The organism is Candidatus Vallotia laricis, from assembly GCF_020541325.1.
GTDB classification, from domain to species: domain Bacteria; phylum Pseudomonadota; class Gammaproteobacteria; order Burkholderiales; family Burkholderiaceae; genus Mycetohabitans; species Mycetohabitans laricis.
Genome location: NZ_CP047399.1, coordinates 800,357 through 816,825, shown reverse-complemented (window position 1 = coordinate 816,825; position 16,469 = coordinate 800,357). Strand labels below are relative to the sequence as shown.

12 protein-coding genes are annotated in these 16,469 nt (G+C 40.8%); 10 read left to right on the top strand and 2 right to left on the bottom strand.

Going from position 1 to position 16,469, the window contains the following annotated elements; genetic code table 11:
- The first annotated feature begins 869 nt into the window (after positions 1–869).
- The 4 genes from cmk (at position 870) to GKR41_RS03080 (ending at position 5,581) form a co-directional block, all read left to right on the top strand.
- Positions 870–1,583, top strand: a complete 714-nt coding sequence (gene cmk, locus GKR41_RS03095; RefSeq protein WP_226809716.1) for a (d)CMP kinase — start codon at positions 870–872, stop codon at positions 1,581–1,583.
- A gap of 211 nt (positions 1,584–1,794) precedes the next feature.
- Positions 1,795–3,510 carry a 30S ribosomal protein S1 gene (gene rpsA / locus GKR41_RS03090; protein WP_226809715.1) on the top strand — a complete coding sequence of 572 codons (1,716 nt, stop codon included), beginning with the start codon at positions 1,795–1,797 and terminating at the stop codon, positions 3,508–3,510.
- Between the two features lie 6 nt (positions 3,511–3,516).
- Complete coding sequence (locus GKR41_RS03085; protein ID WP_226809714.1) at positions 3,517–3,849, top strand: integration host factor subunit beta; 333 nt, start codon at positions 3,517–3,519, stop codon at positions 3,847–3,849.
- Between the two features lie 1,513 nt (positions 3,850–5,362).
- Entirely contained in the window at positions 5,363–5,581 is a 219-nt protein-coding gene (locus tag GKR41_RS03080) for a hypothetical protein (protein WP_226809713.1), read from the top strand.
- Between the two features lie 782 nt (positions 5,582–6,363).
- On the opposite strand, the gene mltB is transcribed toward GKR41_RS03080, so the two are convergent.
- A complete protein-coding gene (gene mltB / locus GKR41_RS03075; RefSeq protein ID WP_226809712.1) occupies positions 6,364–7,494 on the bottom strand; it encodes a lytic murein transglycosylase B in 1,131 nt (376 codons plus the stop codon).
- Positions 7,495–8,774: 1,280 nt separating this feature from the next.
- On the opposite strand from mltB, the gene GKR41_RS03070 reads away from it, so the two are divergent.
- The 6 genes from GKR41_RS03070 (at position 8,775) to rplS (ending at position 14,380) form a co-directional block, all read left to right on the top strand.
- A complete protein-coding gene (locus GKR41_RS03070) occupies positions 8,775–9,524 on the top strand; it encodes an electron transfer flavoprotein subunit beta/FixA family protein (protein ID WP_226809711.1) in 750 nt (249 codons plus the stop codon).
- 24 nt (positions 9,525–9,548) lie between these two features.
- On the top strand, positions 9,549–10,499 hold the full coding sequence (locus GKR41_RS03065) for an electron transfer flavoprotein subunit alpha/FixB family protein (RefSeq protein ID WP_226809710.1): 951 nt from the start codon (positions 9,549–9,551) through the stop codon (positions 10,497–10,499).
- 1,586 nt (positions 10,500–12,085) lie between these two features.
- Complete coding sequence (gene rpsP, locus GKR41_RS03060; protein WP_226809709.1) at positions 12,086–12,334, top strand: 30S ribosomal protein S16; 249 nt, start codon at positions 12,086–12,088, stop codon at positions 12,332–12,334.
- Between the two features lie 179 nt (positions 12,335–12,513).
- Positions 12,514–13,092: a ribosome maturation factor RimM gene (gene rimM, locus GKR41_RS03055; RefSeq protein ID WP_226809708.1), complete on the top strand. Its 579-nt coding sequence runs from the start codon at positions 12,514–12,516 to the stop codon at positions 13,090–13,092.
- Between the two features lie 11 nt (positions 13,093–13,103).
- A complete protein-coding gene (gene trmD, locus GKR41_RS03050) occupies positions 13,104–13,874 on the top strand; it encodes a tRNA (guanosine(37)-N1)-methyltransferase TrmD (RefSeq protein ID WP_226809707.1) in 771 nt (256 codons plus the stop codon).
- A gap of 119 nt (positions 13,875–13,993) precedes the next feature.
- Entirely contained in the window at positions 13,994–14,380 is a 387-nt protein-coding gene (rplS, locus tag GKR41_RS03045) for a 50S ribosomal protein L19 (protein ID WP_226809706.1), read from the top strand.
- Positions 14,381–15,155: 775 nt separating this feature from the next.
- Here rplS and rsgA read toward each other — a convergent pair.
- Entirely contained in the window at positions 15,156–16,115 is a 960-nt protein-coding gene (gene rsgA / locus GKR41_RS03040) for a ribosome small subunit-dependent GTPase A (RefSeq protein ID WP_226809705.1), read from the bottom strand.
- Positions 16,116–16,469: the final 354 nt, after the last annotated feature.

Here is a 16,469-nt window from a genome sequence, read left to right as displayed (position 1 = left end):
AATGTTACTTATCTTACTGGATAATTGCTATCAGCATAAGCTGACTATTAAAGCCTACTTCCCCGTAAGTTTATCGACTAAGTTAAAATTTACAAAATAGTTTTTCTTGATACCATTAGAACTAGCACATAACGCGTCTTGCACTCGGGTATAGAATCGAGTGCAAGACATAAATCAATGCTTGAATGATTGACTATGATGTATCGTTATCTTTAGATCAATGCTTTAAAACTGTGCCTATTAATACGTACTGATATTTTCGTGTCTCACGATATAAGGGAATATTCGATACTATTTAGTAGATCTTAAGATCCCATATGTATGCACTTAGACTGGCGCATTTTAAACCCTAAGGGTATTTCAAGTAGTGTGCCGCCGCTAGATAATCGGTTTAAGAAGGTCTCGATAATCAAGAATTTGCCTACTTAAAAACATTAACAATATCTTATCTATATCCCCGTAGTGTAAGGTAGCTAATCGCTACGCCGTAGCATAAATCATCTGTGTAGTCTGTAGTCTACAGTAACTAAATAAGTGCCGGGAATCTCGCTCTCATTAAACAAGTGATACTATTTTAGTATAGATCCCATAGATAACCACGAATCTCTACATGAGTAGTTATAGTAGTAGGTGCTCACTGTGTGGCTACCATTAGACACTAATAAACGCGTACTAGATGTACTAGATGAGTATTGCATCGGTAATGCTTAGTCAATAATCTCTACAACTACTTTTCGCGATGCTAATCAATCATGCATGGAAAACGTTTTTAGGCAGATTATCCGCAATATCATATTCTTAAGTGGAACTCTATGCTCTATACGGCCAGTCCGTAAATTGTTTAACGTATTTTCTCTTTATATGGAGTAATGAAATTCAAGAATTTATTTCATGAATACGTTCCAGTTATTGCGATTGATGGACCAACCGCATCAGGTAAGGGTACGGTTGCTCGACTTGTAGCGTCGCACTTTGGATTTCATTTGCTAGATAGCGGTGCTCTATACCGATTAGCAGGACTAGCAGCAAAACAGCATCAAATAGATAAAAACAACGTCAGTGCGCTTGTATCATTAATTAATAATCTTAATTTCTTTTGTGCGGGGGGCTGCGTGCAATTAAATGGGGTGGATGTTTCAACCAGTATTCGGCATGAGTCTGTTGGCAGGATGGCTTCTGCGATTGCGGTTCATGCACCGGTACGCAGCGCGCTTCTATCCCGACAATACGCCTTTCGAAAACCACCTGGTTTAGTCGCAGACGGTCGTGATATGGGTACGGTAATTTTTACCGATGCAGTATTAAAAATATTTCTAACGGCAAGCGCAGAGGATCGCGCACAAAGACGTTATAAACAATTGATACAGAAAGGATTTCCTGCTAAAATTGAGAAAATTCTATGTGACTTAATTGAGCGTGATTCCAGCGATTCAAATCGGACGAGTGCGCCGTTAAAGCCAGCACTAGATGCACGTCTGCTCGACACGTCGATGTTATCAATTGGCGAAGCGGTTAATCGTATAGTGGTTTGGTATCAGAAAATCGAGTCGCATACCAGTGTTGTAAAAGTTAATTTTGATTAAAAAGTCTCCTAGATATAGGAGTTTCGCGTTTGTCATCTTGAGCCCCTACCTTGGCAGTAATTCTTCATCGGCTTTACAACGCCTAATGTGGATATAGTAGAGTGGTACTGTAAGTGTTCCCTAGTAATAAGGAATGTGTTTTTAACCTTTAACTCCGCATGTGGCCGCCGGCGATTATAAAGCCGAGCCTAACTATGCGCCATTCGATTTTATGTCTGACCTGCAAACTTCTAATCCGAATATCGAATCTTTTGCGGCTCTCTTTGAGGAGTCGTTAACCCGTCAGGACATGCGTGCAGGCGAAGTAATCTCTGCTGAGGTTGTGCGTGTTGACCATAATTTCGTAGTCGTTAACGCTGGTTTAAAGTCTGAAGCTTACATTCCGATCGAAGAGTTTTTAAACGATCAGGGTGAAATTGAGGTTCAAGAAGGTGATTTTGTATCAGTCGCGATTGATGCTCTTGAGAATGGTTATGGCGATACGGTTCTATCACGTGATAAAGCTAAGCGTCTTGCTTCGTGGCTTTCGCTTGAAAAAGCACTAGATAACAATGAGCTAGTGACCGGTACGGTCACTAGTAAAGTTAAAGGCGGAATGACTGTAATGGTCAATGGCATTCGTGCGTTCTTACCTGGATCTCTAGTTGACACCCGCCCGGTAAAAGACACGACTCCGTATGAAGGTAAAACACTCGAGTTTCGCGTGATAAAGCTGGATCGTAAACGCAATAACGTCGTGCTGTCACGACGTGCGGTTATTGAAGCCACGCAAGGCGAAGAGCGTGCGAAGCTCCTCGAGACATTAATGGAAGGCGCAATCCTCAATGGCATCGTGAAAAATATCACTGATTACGGCGCATTTGTTGATCTCGGTGGTATCGACGGCTTGCTACATATTACCGATATCGCGTGGCGTCGTGTACGTCACCCGAGTGAAGTGCTCTCTGTGGGCCAAGAAGTAACTGCAAAGATTTTAAAGTTTGATCAAGATAAAAATCGTGTTTCGCTTGGCATTAAACAACTCGGCGATGATCCCTGGGAAGGTATTTCTCGTCGCTATCCGTCAGGTACAAGACTATTTGGTAAGGTCACAAATATTACCGACTACGGTGCATTCGTCGAGGTTGAGTCGGGTATAGAAGGTCTAGTACATGTATCTGAGATGGACTGGACTAATAAGAATGTGGCACCAAGCAAAGTAGTACAGCTTAGCGACGAAGTTGAGGTTATGGTGCTGGAGATTGATGAAGCTCGACGACGTATTAGTCTCGGCATGAAGCAATGTAAACCAAACCCCTGGGATGATTTTAGTCGAAACTTTAAGAAAGGCGATAAGATTTCTGGCGCAATTAGATCAATTACTGATTTTGGTGTGTTTATTGGACTGCCGGGGGGGATTGATGGCCTCGTACACTTATCAGATTTATCGTGGAGCGAATCTGGTGAAGAGGCAGTTAGAAAATATAAGAAGGGGGATGAAATTGAGGCTGTAGTGCTTGGTATCGATGTCGAGAAGGAGCGCATCTCGCTAGGCATTAAGCAATTAGAGGGCGATCCATTTAATAACTTCGTTGCCTTAAATGATAAGGGCTCTATAGTCAATGGTACTGTTAAAATTATTGATCCAAAAGGAGTTGTGATTCAGTTGAGCGCTGAAGTCGAGGGTTATTTACGGTTGTCAGAAATAGCGCAAGACCGTGTAGAGAATGCGCGTAATATGCTCCAGAAAGGTGACAAAGTTAACGCAATGATTATTAATATTGATCGTAAGTCACGTGGAATCCATCTATCAATGAAAGTAAAAGATTCTCCAGAGCAACAGCAGGCAATGCGTGGCTTGCAAGTTGATAGTAGCGTGGCCGCTAGTGGTACAACCAATTTTGGTGCGTTGCTCAAGGCCAAGTTAGACGGTCAACAAAACCAGTAAAGCAGCATGACCAAATCAGAGTTGGTCGCTCAATTAGCGCTACGATTTCCCCAGCTTGTCTTAAGAGATGCAAATCGTGCGGTCAAGATAATGCTTGGAGCGATGTCCGATGCGCTTTCCACCAATCATCGTATCGAGATACGAGGCTTTGGTAGATTTGTACTAAATTATCGTATGGCTCGGGTCGGACGAAATCCAAAGTCTGGTAAGCAGGTTCAGATCCTAGCGACATGGGTACCTCATTTTAAGCCGGGCAAAGAATTACGCAATCGGATTAACAAAAAAACAGGTCAGTCGTCTATAAAAACTGGTGGCAATAATTTATCAGGCGATATGTAAAAAAAGCTAGTTACATTAGTAACTTAAGTATCATGCGACGTTTTTGCTGACATTAACGAGGTTAGTAACATTATTATAACTAGATATAGCTCAACATATATCGCTTTAAGGGCATTAATCAATAAGCAGCGTAAGCGTTTTTATTATAAAATAGACTTTTTTCTACAGCTAACTCAATTAATTCATAAATATAAAATATTATTTCATACGCCAATAATTCACTGTAATGGTTACTGTGAATAAAATTATTTATGAGACTGATTGTATAATTTACCCTCTTTATTAAATTCCTATTTTTAATGCTAGCGGCTAGTTACTATACAACTTTTAATACTAAATTCTTAGTTAGTTTATAGCACACCTTATTGATCATGGTGGTACCTCTATCGATTGAGTCTCTACCTTTTAGTTGGTATTCTTGCTTGGCAAATATTAGTGCTACTAGTGGTTTTTAGCTATAGCTGAATACTTGAGGTTTAGGCGCAGATTAAAGATAAATAGCTAGTATCGGTAACTATTGAGAAGCTACCGATACTAAGATCATCTAATAAACCTAGCACGCATATGCTTAACAAAGCATATTCATATATCTTGCTTTCTAATAGCTGCTGATCTTTTCTATGGTTTGCGGGCTGAGCTGGTCTTTACTATAACCTGAAATATTTTTTATTTAAGAGCAAAAAACTTCCAACTCTTACTTTCATGGTTTAAATTTCTTAATTAGTAAACAACCGAATCAAGTAATCGATATATTTGTCGAGGTAGCAAAACTAAATCCGGAGATAACTGCACTACACTTCGCTCTTGGAACTTTATTTTGTCAGCGTGTCAAGACGAATCGAGCAATCTATGTTCATCAACAAAATTTACTCTTGTGTAAAAACCTAAGCTGAACGAGCAAAATCGTGTGTTGCATGAGCTTAGACGGGATGTCTTGAGGAGGCTAGGCTGCTTGATCGGGCTGAAAGGGTTTTTCCAGAAATTACACCGGGTGTGCGCATTCAGTGCATTAAAAGCGCCATTGATCATTTGAGATCGAACGAGAATGGCAGAGAGCGATTATGGCGGCGAAATAGATTAAAGCAATAGACATACCGTCCCCAAGAAAAGAAATTTCGTAATTCATTAGATAATGCACTTAGGCACTGCAGCGGGCACTATATTTTAATCCGAGGAATGCCGCGTGCAACGCCGCCCTAAACGGTGGTGATGTTGAGATAGCCCGTAATGAACTAACACTCGCTGTTAATCATTGATGACAAAACACCACTTACTTGCTACTAGTTGTTTATAAGCCAATACAAAGCATATATATAAAGATGACCGATCGCAACAAGTGGGGGGGGGCTGTGTTATTAGCAAACTTACTAAGACATATTATTCTGGCGATCTGCTTGACGTTTCTTATAAGCCTAAATTATATGATATAGACGCAGCACATGCTTTAGTACTCACAAAAATGCAGAAGTCTCCAAATTTAGCTGGTATAGAATGACTGCTTAATGCACAGATTATGATTACCGAAAAGCCCCGGGAAATCGCATTAGAACTAATGTATATATTAATCCGGCACTGCGTGAAAAATCTACCACCATATGCGCATCAGAATTGCGGCCTACAGGCTAGGTTATTTTTATTAGCGGCGCCCTCTAGCTATGGCATCTGGGAAACTTATGTACCTCAGCGGATTGAGTCGATTACCTTGATGAATAATGCCTCATTAAGCGGCTAACTATAGTACAGTAGTTAGTTTTTCGCAGACCATACTTGTACGGTACAGAGCAATTATAGCCCATCAATTACACACTACAAATACTCGAACTTGTCTAGTACGAATACACGTTATGCTAATTATGCAACTTAGTCCTTATATTACCCAACCCAGGGATGGTAGACGCGGGCTTAGTAAACATTATTAGCAATCTATGGTCTTGGTGAGTGTACTGTACTGCGCAAACAATCCTGAGCAGGTGAGTGTAAAGTTAGTTATTTAGACTTAAACTAGATTTTTGATTCGGCGCTATCACCCCATAGTAGTACATGCCAATGGTCTATCAATGGTATCCTAGAACAAAATAAGATCGTGTCATATATAAAAGGTACAGTTACTACGTTAACCATTGATTCTACCTAAAACAGTAACCGCGGGGATAAGCAATATAGCCCTACGGTCGACCAACGTAAATAATCCAGTCTAATTATAGAAGAGGGATTTTTGCCTACTGTTTATGCTCGAAATACACTAATCTAATCAGATGTAAGAATAGCAGAAATTTAAAGTAATACTATTAAGTAGTATATATGAGTGACGAGCTAAGAAAATTTAGCATGATAGAAAAAACGATGCTTAATCAATCTGTAATGTGTATTGTCCGAATCCCCGCCCATAAGGAAGGACTAGTTAATAATGAATTATTTATTATTTACGATTAATATCTATCAACGAGATATATTCTTGGTATAGTTAACTATCATAGTATAGTTAGTTCGACGGATATGCTAATAGAGGTGTTACTATTGGATAGACGAAGATTTTTCCATCTGCGCCCTGACTCGCTCGCCTAGTTGATATGCCGCTAGCGCATAAAAGAAGCTGTGATTATAATAAGTGAGCACATAAAAATTTCGCAATCCAAGTATGTACTGCGTAGGTTGTTCTGGGGTAGGTAGTTCGATTACGGCTACGGGTGTTTTAGCCTCGCTTATTATATCGACGCTATTTTCATTGAGAAGCATACCAGCTCGCAACAGTTTTTGGAGCGCCCAGCGAGGCTCCGGACTCCCATTTGTAGCAGCTTGCGCAATACCGATACTGCCAGCATCCTCGTGAATCCGCCATGCGACTGGTCGTCCGCTGTTCCAGCCGTGCTGCTTTAAATAATTCGCAACGCTACCGATCGCATCATCTGGACTATTGCGTAAGTCTATACGATGATTGCCTTTGTAGTCGACTGCGTATTTAACGATGCTGCTTGGCAGGAACTGTGGGATGCCAATTGCTCCACTATAGGAACCTAGAACCGTCCTTGGTTCAATGCCAGCATTCTGGGTCCAGAGCAAGAAATCTTCTAGGTTCTTTCGGAATAACGCCATACGTTGAGCACGATTATGGGTTTCCGGATAATCGAATGCAAGGGTAGTTAGTGTATCTAATACACGGAAGTTCCCCATGTTCCGACCATATAATGTTTCGACTCCAATAATACCAACAATCACCTCCGGCGGAACACCAAATTCTTTGCTAGCCCGTTGTAGTGCTGCCTTACTCTGTTGCCAGAACTTCACGCCTGCATTAATTCTAAGCGGTTCAATCAACCGTGCCTGATATGCCTGCCAACTTTTAAGTGTTGACTTTGAAGCAGAAAGCGTCAACTTAATGGCGGTTTTCGAATACGCAGCTTGGTTAAACAACGTTTTTAGCGTTTTGGCATCTAAATCATACTTAGCAACCATATCGTTGATAAACGCATTAATACCTGGATGGTTCGCATAGTGCTGAGGAACGATTTCTTCTTCAAATGTTCTGTTTTGTAGCGGCGAGGTTTCTAGTTGTGTTTTATCAACAATGATCTGGCCGGAACCATTCGCTACTGCGCTACGAGAGATGGCGAGAATAAGTAATAATGATAGTGTCCAGCGGGTCATGAATCAGTTACGTCTTAATTACTGGCATGGAAAAAATAGTAATCAGATAGTAAATCAAAAAGATATCTATAACAAGAATAGCAAGTAAAGCAGCGCACAAGTATTAGAGTATCCTGGACAAGTCCAGGATACTCTAATACACAAAAATCTCCGAGCAGGTTAGATAGTATCTATACATCATAACTGATGCTGTCTATTTTTAATAAAAGTTGCTGTGTGCGGTAGCGAGATAGTAAAAGAAAGTATGCAGTTTTATAGAGAGCTATTACACAAATGATAACCATATTGCGATATCAATATTTTTTTAGCTATACAAGCTTCTTTCTCGCAAAATAAAACGGCATTTTCCTAAAATATATGGTGCGCTTGTCTGCGATTAAGAATTAGTTGATTATTACCTATATTAATTCCTTAAGCAGTACAAGTTTTGAAAACTCTTTTTGTGAATTTTGTGAAAAAAGCGGTCGCATGCACATGTTAAATCAATACCAATATAAAAAATTCTTATACGATCTGCGATGTTAGGGCGCAGTAGAGAGTTTATAGATATAACGGCTACCACAGTCGACGCCAGTAAACTGCATGCAAAAGTTGCTTATATCATCTTGTTGCGATACGCGGTTTAAGAATCGAAGCGATAAATTAGAAAATACTGTTCTAGTAACGATATAGCTTTTACTCGAACAAGAGATTAAATGATTTAGGGTGTATTTACTAATTTAAGAAAATTTGCGTCGCAGAATAAACTAGACAAGAATACCTCGGTGCCGCTATCGTTAAAAACGATTACGAAACCAGACATCATCAAGACTAGAGAGATAAAATTCCATAAATTATAGATAGTCTAAATCTACTTAAAAGCATAGTTTGCAGCTGAAGAAGATAATATTGTCGATGAAGATGCCTATATTTTGTATATACATGTTCCGAATACACAACCATTTTATCACAACAAATTATAGCTTAGAGATCTGGTCAAGGCGAATTACTGAGCAAAGGAACGGCATTTTTAGTAGATTAATAGCGTTAGATTATTTTTTAGTAAAACTTCTTTTATTAATCTTGCAGCAGCGACTACATCTATGCACTGCAGGGATGGATTCATACGATTTCTGCAATTTTTTGCAGTAAATCTATATGAGCGCATATTAAAACTATATAATCTGGGCCAAGCTAGCAGCTCTAACAGGCTATTCCCTAGCTTTTTCTTCTTTAAAAAAATTGTTGGTTATTATAGTGACCTTGATACGCTTCCGCGTTTTCATCTTTATAGCGTAGAAATGAAAGTTCTTGTATCTGTCAAGAGAGTAGTTGACCATAATGTTCAAGTCCGCGTGAAGTCGGACGGCACGGGCGTGGATATAAAAAACGTGAAGATGTCGATGAACCCGTTCGACGAAATTGCCGTAGAAGAAGCGGTACGATTAAAAGAATCAGGTATGACTAGGGAAATAGTCGTTGTATCTGCTGGGGTGCTCGCATGTCAAGAGACGTTACGTACTGCGCTAGCGATCGGTGCAGATCGAGCAATCCTCATCGAAACCCAGGAGGAGCTGCAGCCTTTGGCGGTTGCCAAATTGCTTAACGTGCTTATCACACGGGAGCGACCTCAGCTCGTGATCCTTGGAAAACAAGCAATTGATGATGATTCAAATCAGACTGGGCAAATGCTAGCTGCGCTAGCTGGATGGTCACAGGCTACGTTTGCTTCGAAGGTAACAGTTGAGGCTGGTTTTGCTACGGTGACCCGTGAAGTAGACGACGGAACGGAGACGCTCTTATTAAAGCTGCCGGCGGTGGTAACCACCGATCTTCGACTTAATGAACCACGTTATATAACATTGCCCAACATTATAAAGGCAAAGAAAAAACCACTAGAGCGCGTAACACCGCAAACCTTAGGGGTAAAAGTAGAGCCGCGTCTTAAAACACTAAAAGTGGCCGAGCCACATAAGCGCAGTATGGGTATAAAAATACCAGATATCTCTACACTGGTCGAAAAGCTTAGGAGTGAAGCAAAAGTACTCTAATGCTCAATGCGCAAAGAGGTAGATGTGACAATACTAGTTATTGCAGAACACGACAACATAGCTCTCAAGGCCATAACATTAAACACAGTAGCGGCCGCCCAGAAATTGGGCGGCGAAGTCCACGTACTAGTGGCTGGGTATAGGGCAGGAGCTGTGGCCGCTACCGTAGCTAACATAGCTGGGGTAGCGAAGACACTTCTAGCTGATGCTCCGCAGTTGTGTGAAGGATTGGCGGAGAATATCGAGGCAACAGTGCTCTCGATTGCGCGTCAGTATACACATATCGTGCTGCCTGCAACTACATACGGAAAGAATATAGCACCTCGTCTTGCCGCTAAGTTAGACGTCGCGCAAATAAGTGATATTACGGCAATAATAAGAACAGATATTTTCGAGCGACCGATTTATGCCGGAAATGCTATCGCAACTGTGCAATCAGTAGATTCGATTAAGGTTATTACTATACGAGGCACGGCATTTAATCCGGTTTCTGCCGATGGCGGTAGCACGCCTATACAAGTGATTAAAGCTGCGGCAGCAGTACCTAGTGTAAGCTTCGTAAGCCGTAACCTAAGAAAGTTAAATCGTCCTGAATTAACCAGCGCACGGGTAATTGTATCGGGCGGACGAGGGCTGGGCAGCAAAAAGAATTATGCGCATATGCTAGGGCCACTAGCCGACAAGCTAGGAGCTGCGCTGGGCGCTTCACGAGCAGCAGTCGAAGAAGGATACGCGCCCAATGACTATCAGATTGGACAAAGTGGAAAGATTGTTGCGCCACAATTGTACATCGCTATCGGGATTTCCGGTGCGATCCAGCATGTAGCTGGAATGAAAGATAGCAAGGTTATCGTAGCAATCAACAAAGATCCAGAGGCACCAATTTTTGACGTTGCCGACTATGGTCTTGTGGGCGATTTATTTATGCTTATCCCGGAACTAGTTAACGCACTGCACGTTTACCAAAAAAAATAACACTTGTAATAGTAAAAAAAATATACTATCTCATGGTTTTATATTGTATGGATATAACTATATATCCAAATTACGCCTTAATTGTGTTAAGTGGTAAGTATGTGGTTGCTACTTGCACACTACTTGCCCCCCCCTCGGAAAAAGCAATCTAAGAGAGATTCATGGCCTAGATTATGGAGCGCTATTAATAAAGATAATCTAGCCCAGCTATGCTTATGATCTGTGTGATTTATTTAGCTAAACGTAGCCTGACCGAGCGGTGTTAGGGAAGATAAAAACTAATTATCTGATTAGTAATCGGTGTGCTAGATTTTAGGAGAAAAAGCTGCTCTAAAATCTTGATGAACTATGTTGAGGTGGCTTAATATGGATTATTGACACACATTTGGAATGTGTGGATTGGCATCGTGACTGAATAACTTTAAATAGGGTCAAAACTTGACTTAATAAGGCTAGCTGGCATATATACTAATATCAGTTCTCGGACAAGTTGAATCGATTCGCCGCTGAATATTATTGCAGTTTGGTATTTGTACCCCATGTATCCTAGCCATAATATTTTATGACTATATATGTGAGGCATCGTATACAGCGTAGGTAGTATGACAAACCCAGTGACATTAGCTTTCTTATGGGTACACCACCTAACGTACTCTCCACTAAAATGATCTTGTAGTATGCCTAGCTAGATTAGATGGTGATAGTATTTAAAGTGGATTACGCTACTCCAAAAAAACGGATAAGACATACAATGCTTTGATTTATCTGAGATTTATTTTAATACTATTAATTATTAGACTCAAGTACTCTCAGAGTATAAGGATATAAAGAGAATTACACATCTTCTTTTCAAGAAGATAGAAGATGAATCCTAATATGCTAAGTCTACTACAGATTTATGATCGCATGACAATAAAGAATTTTTCTAAATCCAGCGCGGCTAATAATTCACACTATTAAGACCCCATGAAAGTGCAGTAGGATAATTGCCGATTGCTATGACTAAGTGTATTCATCATGAGCTGAACTATGTGAGTTCAACGAAAATACCCGTTTCTTATCTAGCTCGTACTAGAGCATAAAGGCGGTAGTTTACATAGTATTACAGAATACGAAATCTTTAGGAGATTAGCTTTTTTTAAAGCACTTACTAGCGAGGTGCTCGACTATTAAGAATTATGAGGCCTTACTACTCAGTCCGTAGTTTCCCTAGAGGCTGCTTTAACACGCTTATTATATATAGTACTTAGCCCTGAATTGTTTTAAAAACAATAAAACAACTCGCATTAATCCATGGACTAAAGATATAAGCTTAAGTTCTATTATATATAGAGTACTAAGTTTAAGTAAAAATCTCCCTAAGTTAAGCTGTGCTTTTATAGCAGTAGGTTACTATAATACTGCTAAACATTGACTATGATATTACCCGGCAACACGGTCCTACCAGAATCTAGATTTTACTTAATAGATGCGCGGCGCTGGGCAATCCACGTAAGTCCAAGTATTCCGTTGCTCTTTCAAGTATAATCACTTTTCTCTAAATTCAAAATTTAGGTCTTCCTACGTGTCATTAGGTAAAACATATCATGGTCATTATCCGCTTTGCTCGTGGCGGCTCGAAAAAGCGCCCATTTTATAATATCGTTGCAACTGACTCTCGTAATCGTCGCGATGGTCGCTTTATTGAGCGCATTGGTTTTTATAATCCACTTCCACTACAAGGAAAAACCTTGCATATTGCACAAGATCGCTTGATATATTGGCAAGGTGTTGGCGCACAGCTGTCAATGACCGTAGCCCGATTAGTTAAGAAAGCACAAGTTATAAAACTTTAGGCTTAGCATTTTAAATGCAATCTATCCAGATTTTCCGCGTATAAAATTTCTATATCTACTAGACCGCGGTATGCAATCTGTAAAATAATCAAGGTGCAGATAAATCTCAGTCCACGTACTATTAAGCAGACTTGTATCTGTTTAGCTATTCTGTGCGCAATTTGATGAAAAGAGAGCGTATGGCCTGGTCTAAATCTAGTCCTAATAAAGGGGAGTTATTTCCAGAAGATGTAATCGAAGTTGGCGCGATCATTAATGCTTACGGCGTTAAAGGCTGGTTAAAGATTATGCCATATGCCTGCGTTGGTCTTAGTGGTGGTGCACTACTAAGTACTAAATCATGGTGGCTTTTTAAGGGGGGTAACTATAGTGTCGAGCGAGTTTTATCAAGCAAGAAACATGGCACCATTACAGTGGCACAACTCGCTGGATATTCAAATCGAGATCAGGCACTTGCGGTGTGCGGCTCAACAGTGTATGTGCGTCGTTCAGATTTTCCAGTGCTGGGGAGTGACGAATACTATTGGGTTGATTTGATTGGTTTAGTAGTACTTACTATGTCTAGTAACGTGCTTGGTCATGTCGTGAACCTGCTTGATAATGGTGCACATACAATCCTATGTGTAGAATATGACAAGGTAGAGCGCAATGGGCTCATCACGAAGGCAGAGCGGCTAATTCCATTTGTTGATACTTACGTAAAAAAAATCGATCTGCTGACCCGTTACGTTATGGTTGACTGGGGAGTCGACTATTAATGCAGCGTGGAATGCAATTCGATGTTATTACGCTATTCCCTGAGATGTTCCGTGCTTTGACAAATTGGGGTATCACCGGCAGAGCTGCTAAGCAACGTAATTACACATTACATACATGGAATCTCCGCGACTTTACGACGGATAATCACCAGACAATTGATGGTCGTCCATATGGGGGCGGTCCGGGTATGGTAATGCTGGCCCAGCCACTCGCTCATGCAATAGCCGCTGCTCGGGAGGCTCAAAGCGATGCGGTCAAATCAACCTCAGATTGTTCGCGGGTTGTCTTAATGTCACCGCAAGGTCGCCCATTAGATCATGCAAAAGTGATGGAATATGCAGCGCTGCCTTCTTTAATCGTGCTATGCGGCCGCTATGAGGCAATCGACCAGCGATTAATTGATCAAGAGGTAGATGATGAAGTAAGTCTTGGTGACTTCGTATTATCTGGCGGTGAGTTGCCCGCAATGGCCTTAATAGACGCGATAATTCGGCAATTGCCCGGCGCATTAAACGATCCAAAGTCAGCTGCCCAGGACAGTTTTGTCAATGGGCTACTTGACTGCCCCCATTACACGCGTCCTTGTAAGTATCGTGGCGCGCGGATACCCGACGTTCTACTTACTGGGCATCATGCACAGATTGCATGTTGGCGCCGGCGTGAGGCGCTGCGCAATACATTAGTCAAGCGTCCCGACCTTATTCAGCGTGCTCGGCGCAACAAAATGTTAAGTCATACCGATGAAGTATGGCTTGCAACTCTCATGGTATCGAAATGCTGATGGTCGGTATAAGAGAAAGGTGGCGGCCAAGTTCGGCCGCTAAAAGTTAATCCATCCTCTACCGAGACCTCGATCGCGAGGTAAGGAAAACAGCGGCAAGATGGTTATAGGAGCCAATCATGAATCTGATTGCAAAACTTGAGCAGGAAGAAATTGAGCGTGTGCTTGCAGGAAAAAGCATCCCAGCCTTTACGCCGGGTGATACGATCATAGTTAATGTAAGCGTAGTCGAAGGCAATCGAAAGCGTGTACAAGCATATGAGGGCATAGTAATTGCAAAGCGAAATCGTGGACTGAATTCTTCGTTTATTGTCCGTAAGATTTCATCAGGCGAAGGCGTTGAGAGGACATTTCAAATGTATTCACCATTGATTGCTAGTATTAGCGTAAAGCGCCATGGCGCTGTGCGCCGTGCAAAGTTATATTATTTACGTGAGCGTTCAGGCAAATCCGCTCGCATTAAAGAAAAGCTTTTGTATAAAGAGCATACAATACCTACTAGGTAAATATAAATGTAATAAAAGCACCTCATAGAGGTGCTTTTATTACATTTCGATTAATCTCTTACCCGCCGCTAATTGGTAATTTTATACTATTACTGTTGCTGTTTTAGTTTAGATAAAAATTAACAGCTATAAGTATCAGAGAGTTTTATATACATGCTCTTCTTGTTAAGAAATATTTTTATATAGAAATACTACTTTTTGTATGGATGCATCTAAAACTTATAGTTTTAAGACTATATCATTCTCACTTAGAAGTACTAGAAAGTACTTCTAAGCTATATTAGTATGTATAGTACGAATAGCATTTCTGGTGAAACAGCAATAAACATTGTTTATTTATAGATTCCAGCTTACGGAGCTGAGACTGCATACTATTATAATGCAGTACCTTTTAGTATTTAAATCAAACTTATTTACAGAACCTGCTGTATACCTTTTCTAGTATAGTCGATACTAACCCAAACATTTTAGTACTATGACAGCGAAATTTTATCTTAATAGTACTTGACGAACATTTGAAAAACTCTCGACAGAATTAGAGTAATTTTCCTTCATAGCTTTCCATCATTGTGTGATAAAGTGAAGCAGCGTCGACGATCTACTACCTGTTGTATCAAATTAATTAAACTCGATATACTCAACTATTACCTAGATCAAGGGGTGTGATATAACCTACGAATGTAAATTCTCAATCGCATATCTTGCAATCGAGTGAATAGTATTATTACTATGACGGGCAAAATTTATTAAGAAAATCGCACATCATATATATTAATCAACGGGATCGACGTGCATTGGGTTGATTTGTTTCGAGCAGAAGTTGTGCATACAATGCATGCCGCGCTGGCGCAATTCTTCCTTGCGATACTGCCCGTAGTATCGCACAACGTGGCTCACGTAAATGATGGCAATTGTAGAAACCACAATCTCCAAGTAGAGAGCGGAATTCAGGAAATGCACGCTCGAGTTGACCTTCTGTCAAATGATATAATCCAAACTCTTGGAAACCTGGCGAGTCAATTAGTGCTCCGCCATTTGCTAATTCATACCAACGGGTAAAAGTGGTGGTGTGGCGACCGCTGTTCAGGGCAGATGAAATGTCTATCGTTGTGGCATTCGCATCCGGCACCAGCAGATTTATTAGAGTTGACTTTCCCATACCGGATTGGCCTAGTAGAAGGGTAGAACGCCGCTCGAGAAGCGGCTCGAGCCGCGCTCGCGCGGCATCAGCTTCAGCCGCTGCAGATACTTCCACGACCCAATAGCCAAGTGCTATATAAGATGCTACACGTTCTCGAGCAAGCGATAGCGAGACGAGTAAATCGGTCTTGTTAAGCAGTATCACTGACTTAAGTTGGTGGGCTTCGGCGGCTACTAGTGCTCGGCTAAGCAAGTCCTCGCTGAAATATGGTGTAGTAGCTAGTACGATGAGCAGCTGATCAAAATTAGCTGCAAAGCATTTCATTTTAAACTGGTCAGATCGAAAGAATACATTGCATCGTTTATCGGTTGCAACAATGATCCCCTGATTCGTAGATATTGACTTAAAGCTGACGCGGTCACCAACGATGATTTGGCTCTTTTTCCCGCGCGCAAAGCACTGCAGCAGCGAATTACTCTCATCAGGTTGAACCATATAATGCCGGCCATGCGCAGTAAGAACTCGGCCTTTTTTTAGGTTTCCTGGGGAAGAATTATTACCGAATTCTATTGCTAGATCTGTGCGACTGCTCATATTTGCTTGTGTGCAACGGCTTCTTGATATGTCCTACTACGGAATGGGTAATAATATGCAAAGTAAATGCGATTATATATTAATACCTATGCATGATTTTAATCAAACTTAACTGGAATTAAATTCCATGAGAATCTCTGCATTACAGAGAAAGTTTGTACTTCGAACTCATATCCGCATAACAATAAACTATTGATGGACATTGTAAACAATAAGAAGATTAGTATGAAGAAAAACAAGATCAATACCGGCATATCGTTTGAATTAGTTATTATCGATATAAGATCTAAACCTGGGTAAAGCCTTGGATCCTGGGAGCGCAAGCTGGGTAATACAAATCACAATAAAAACTAA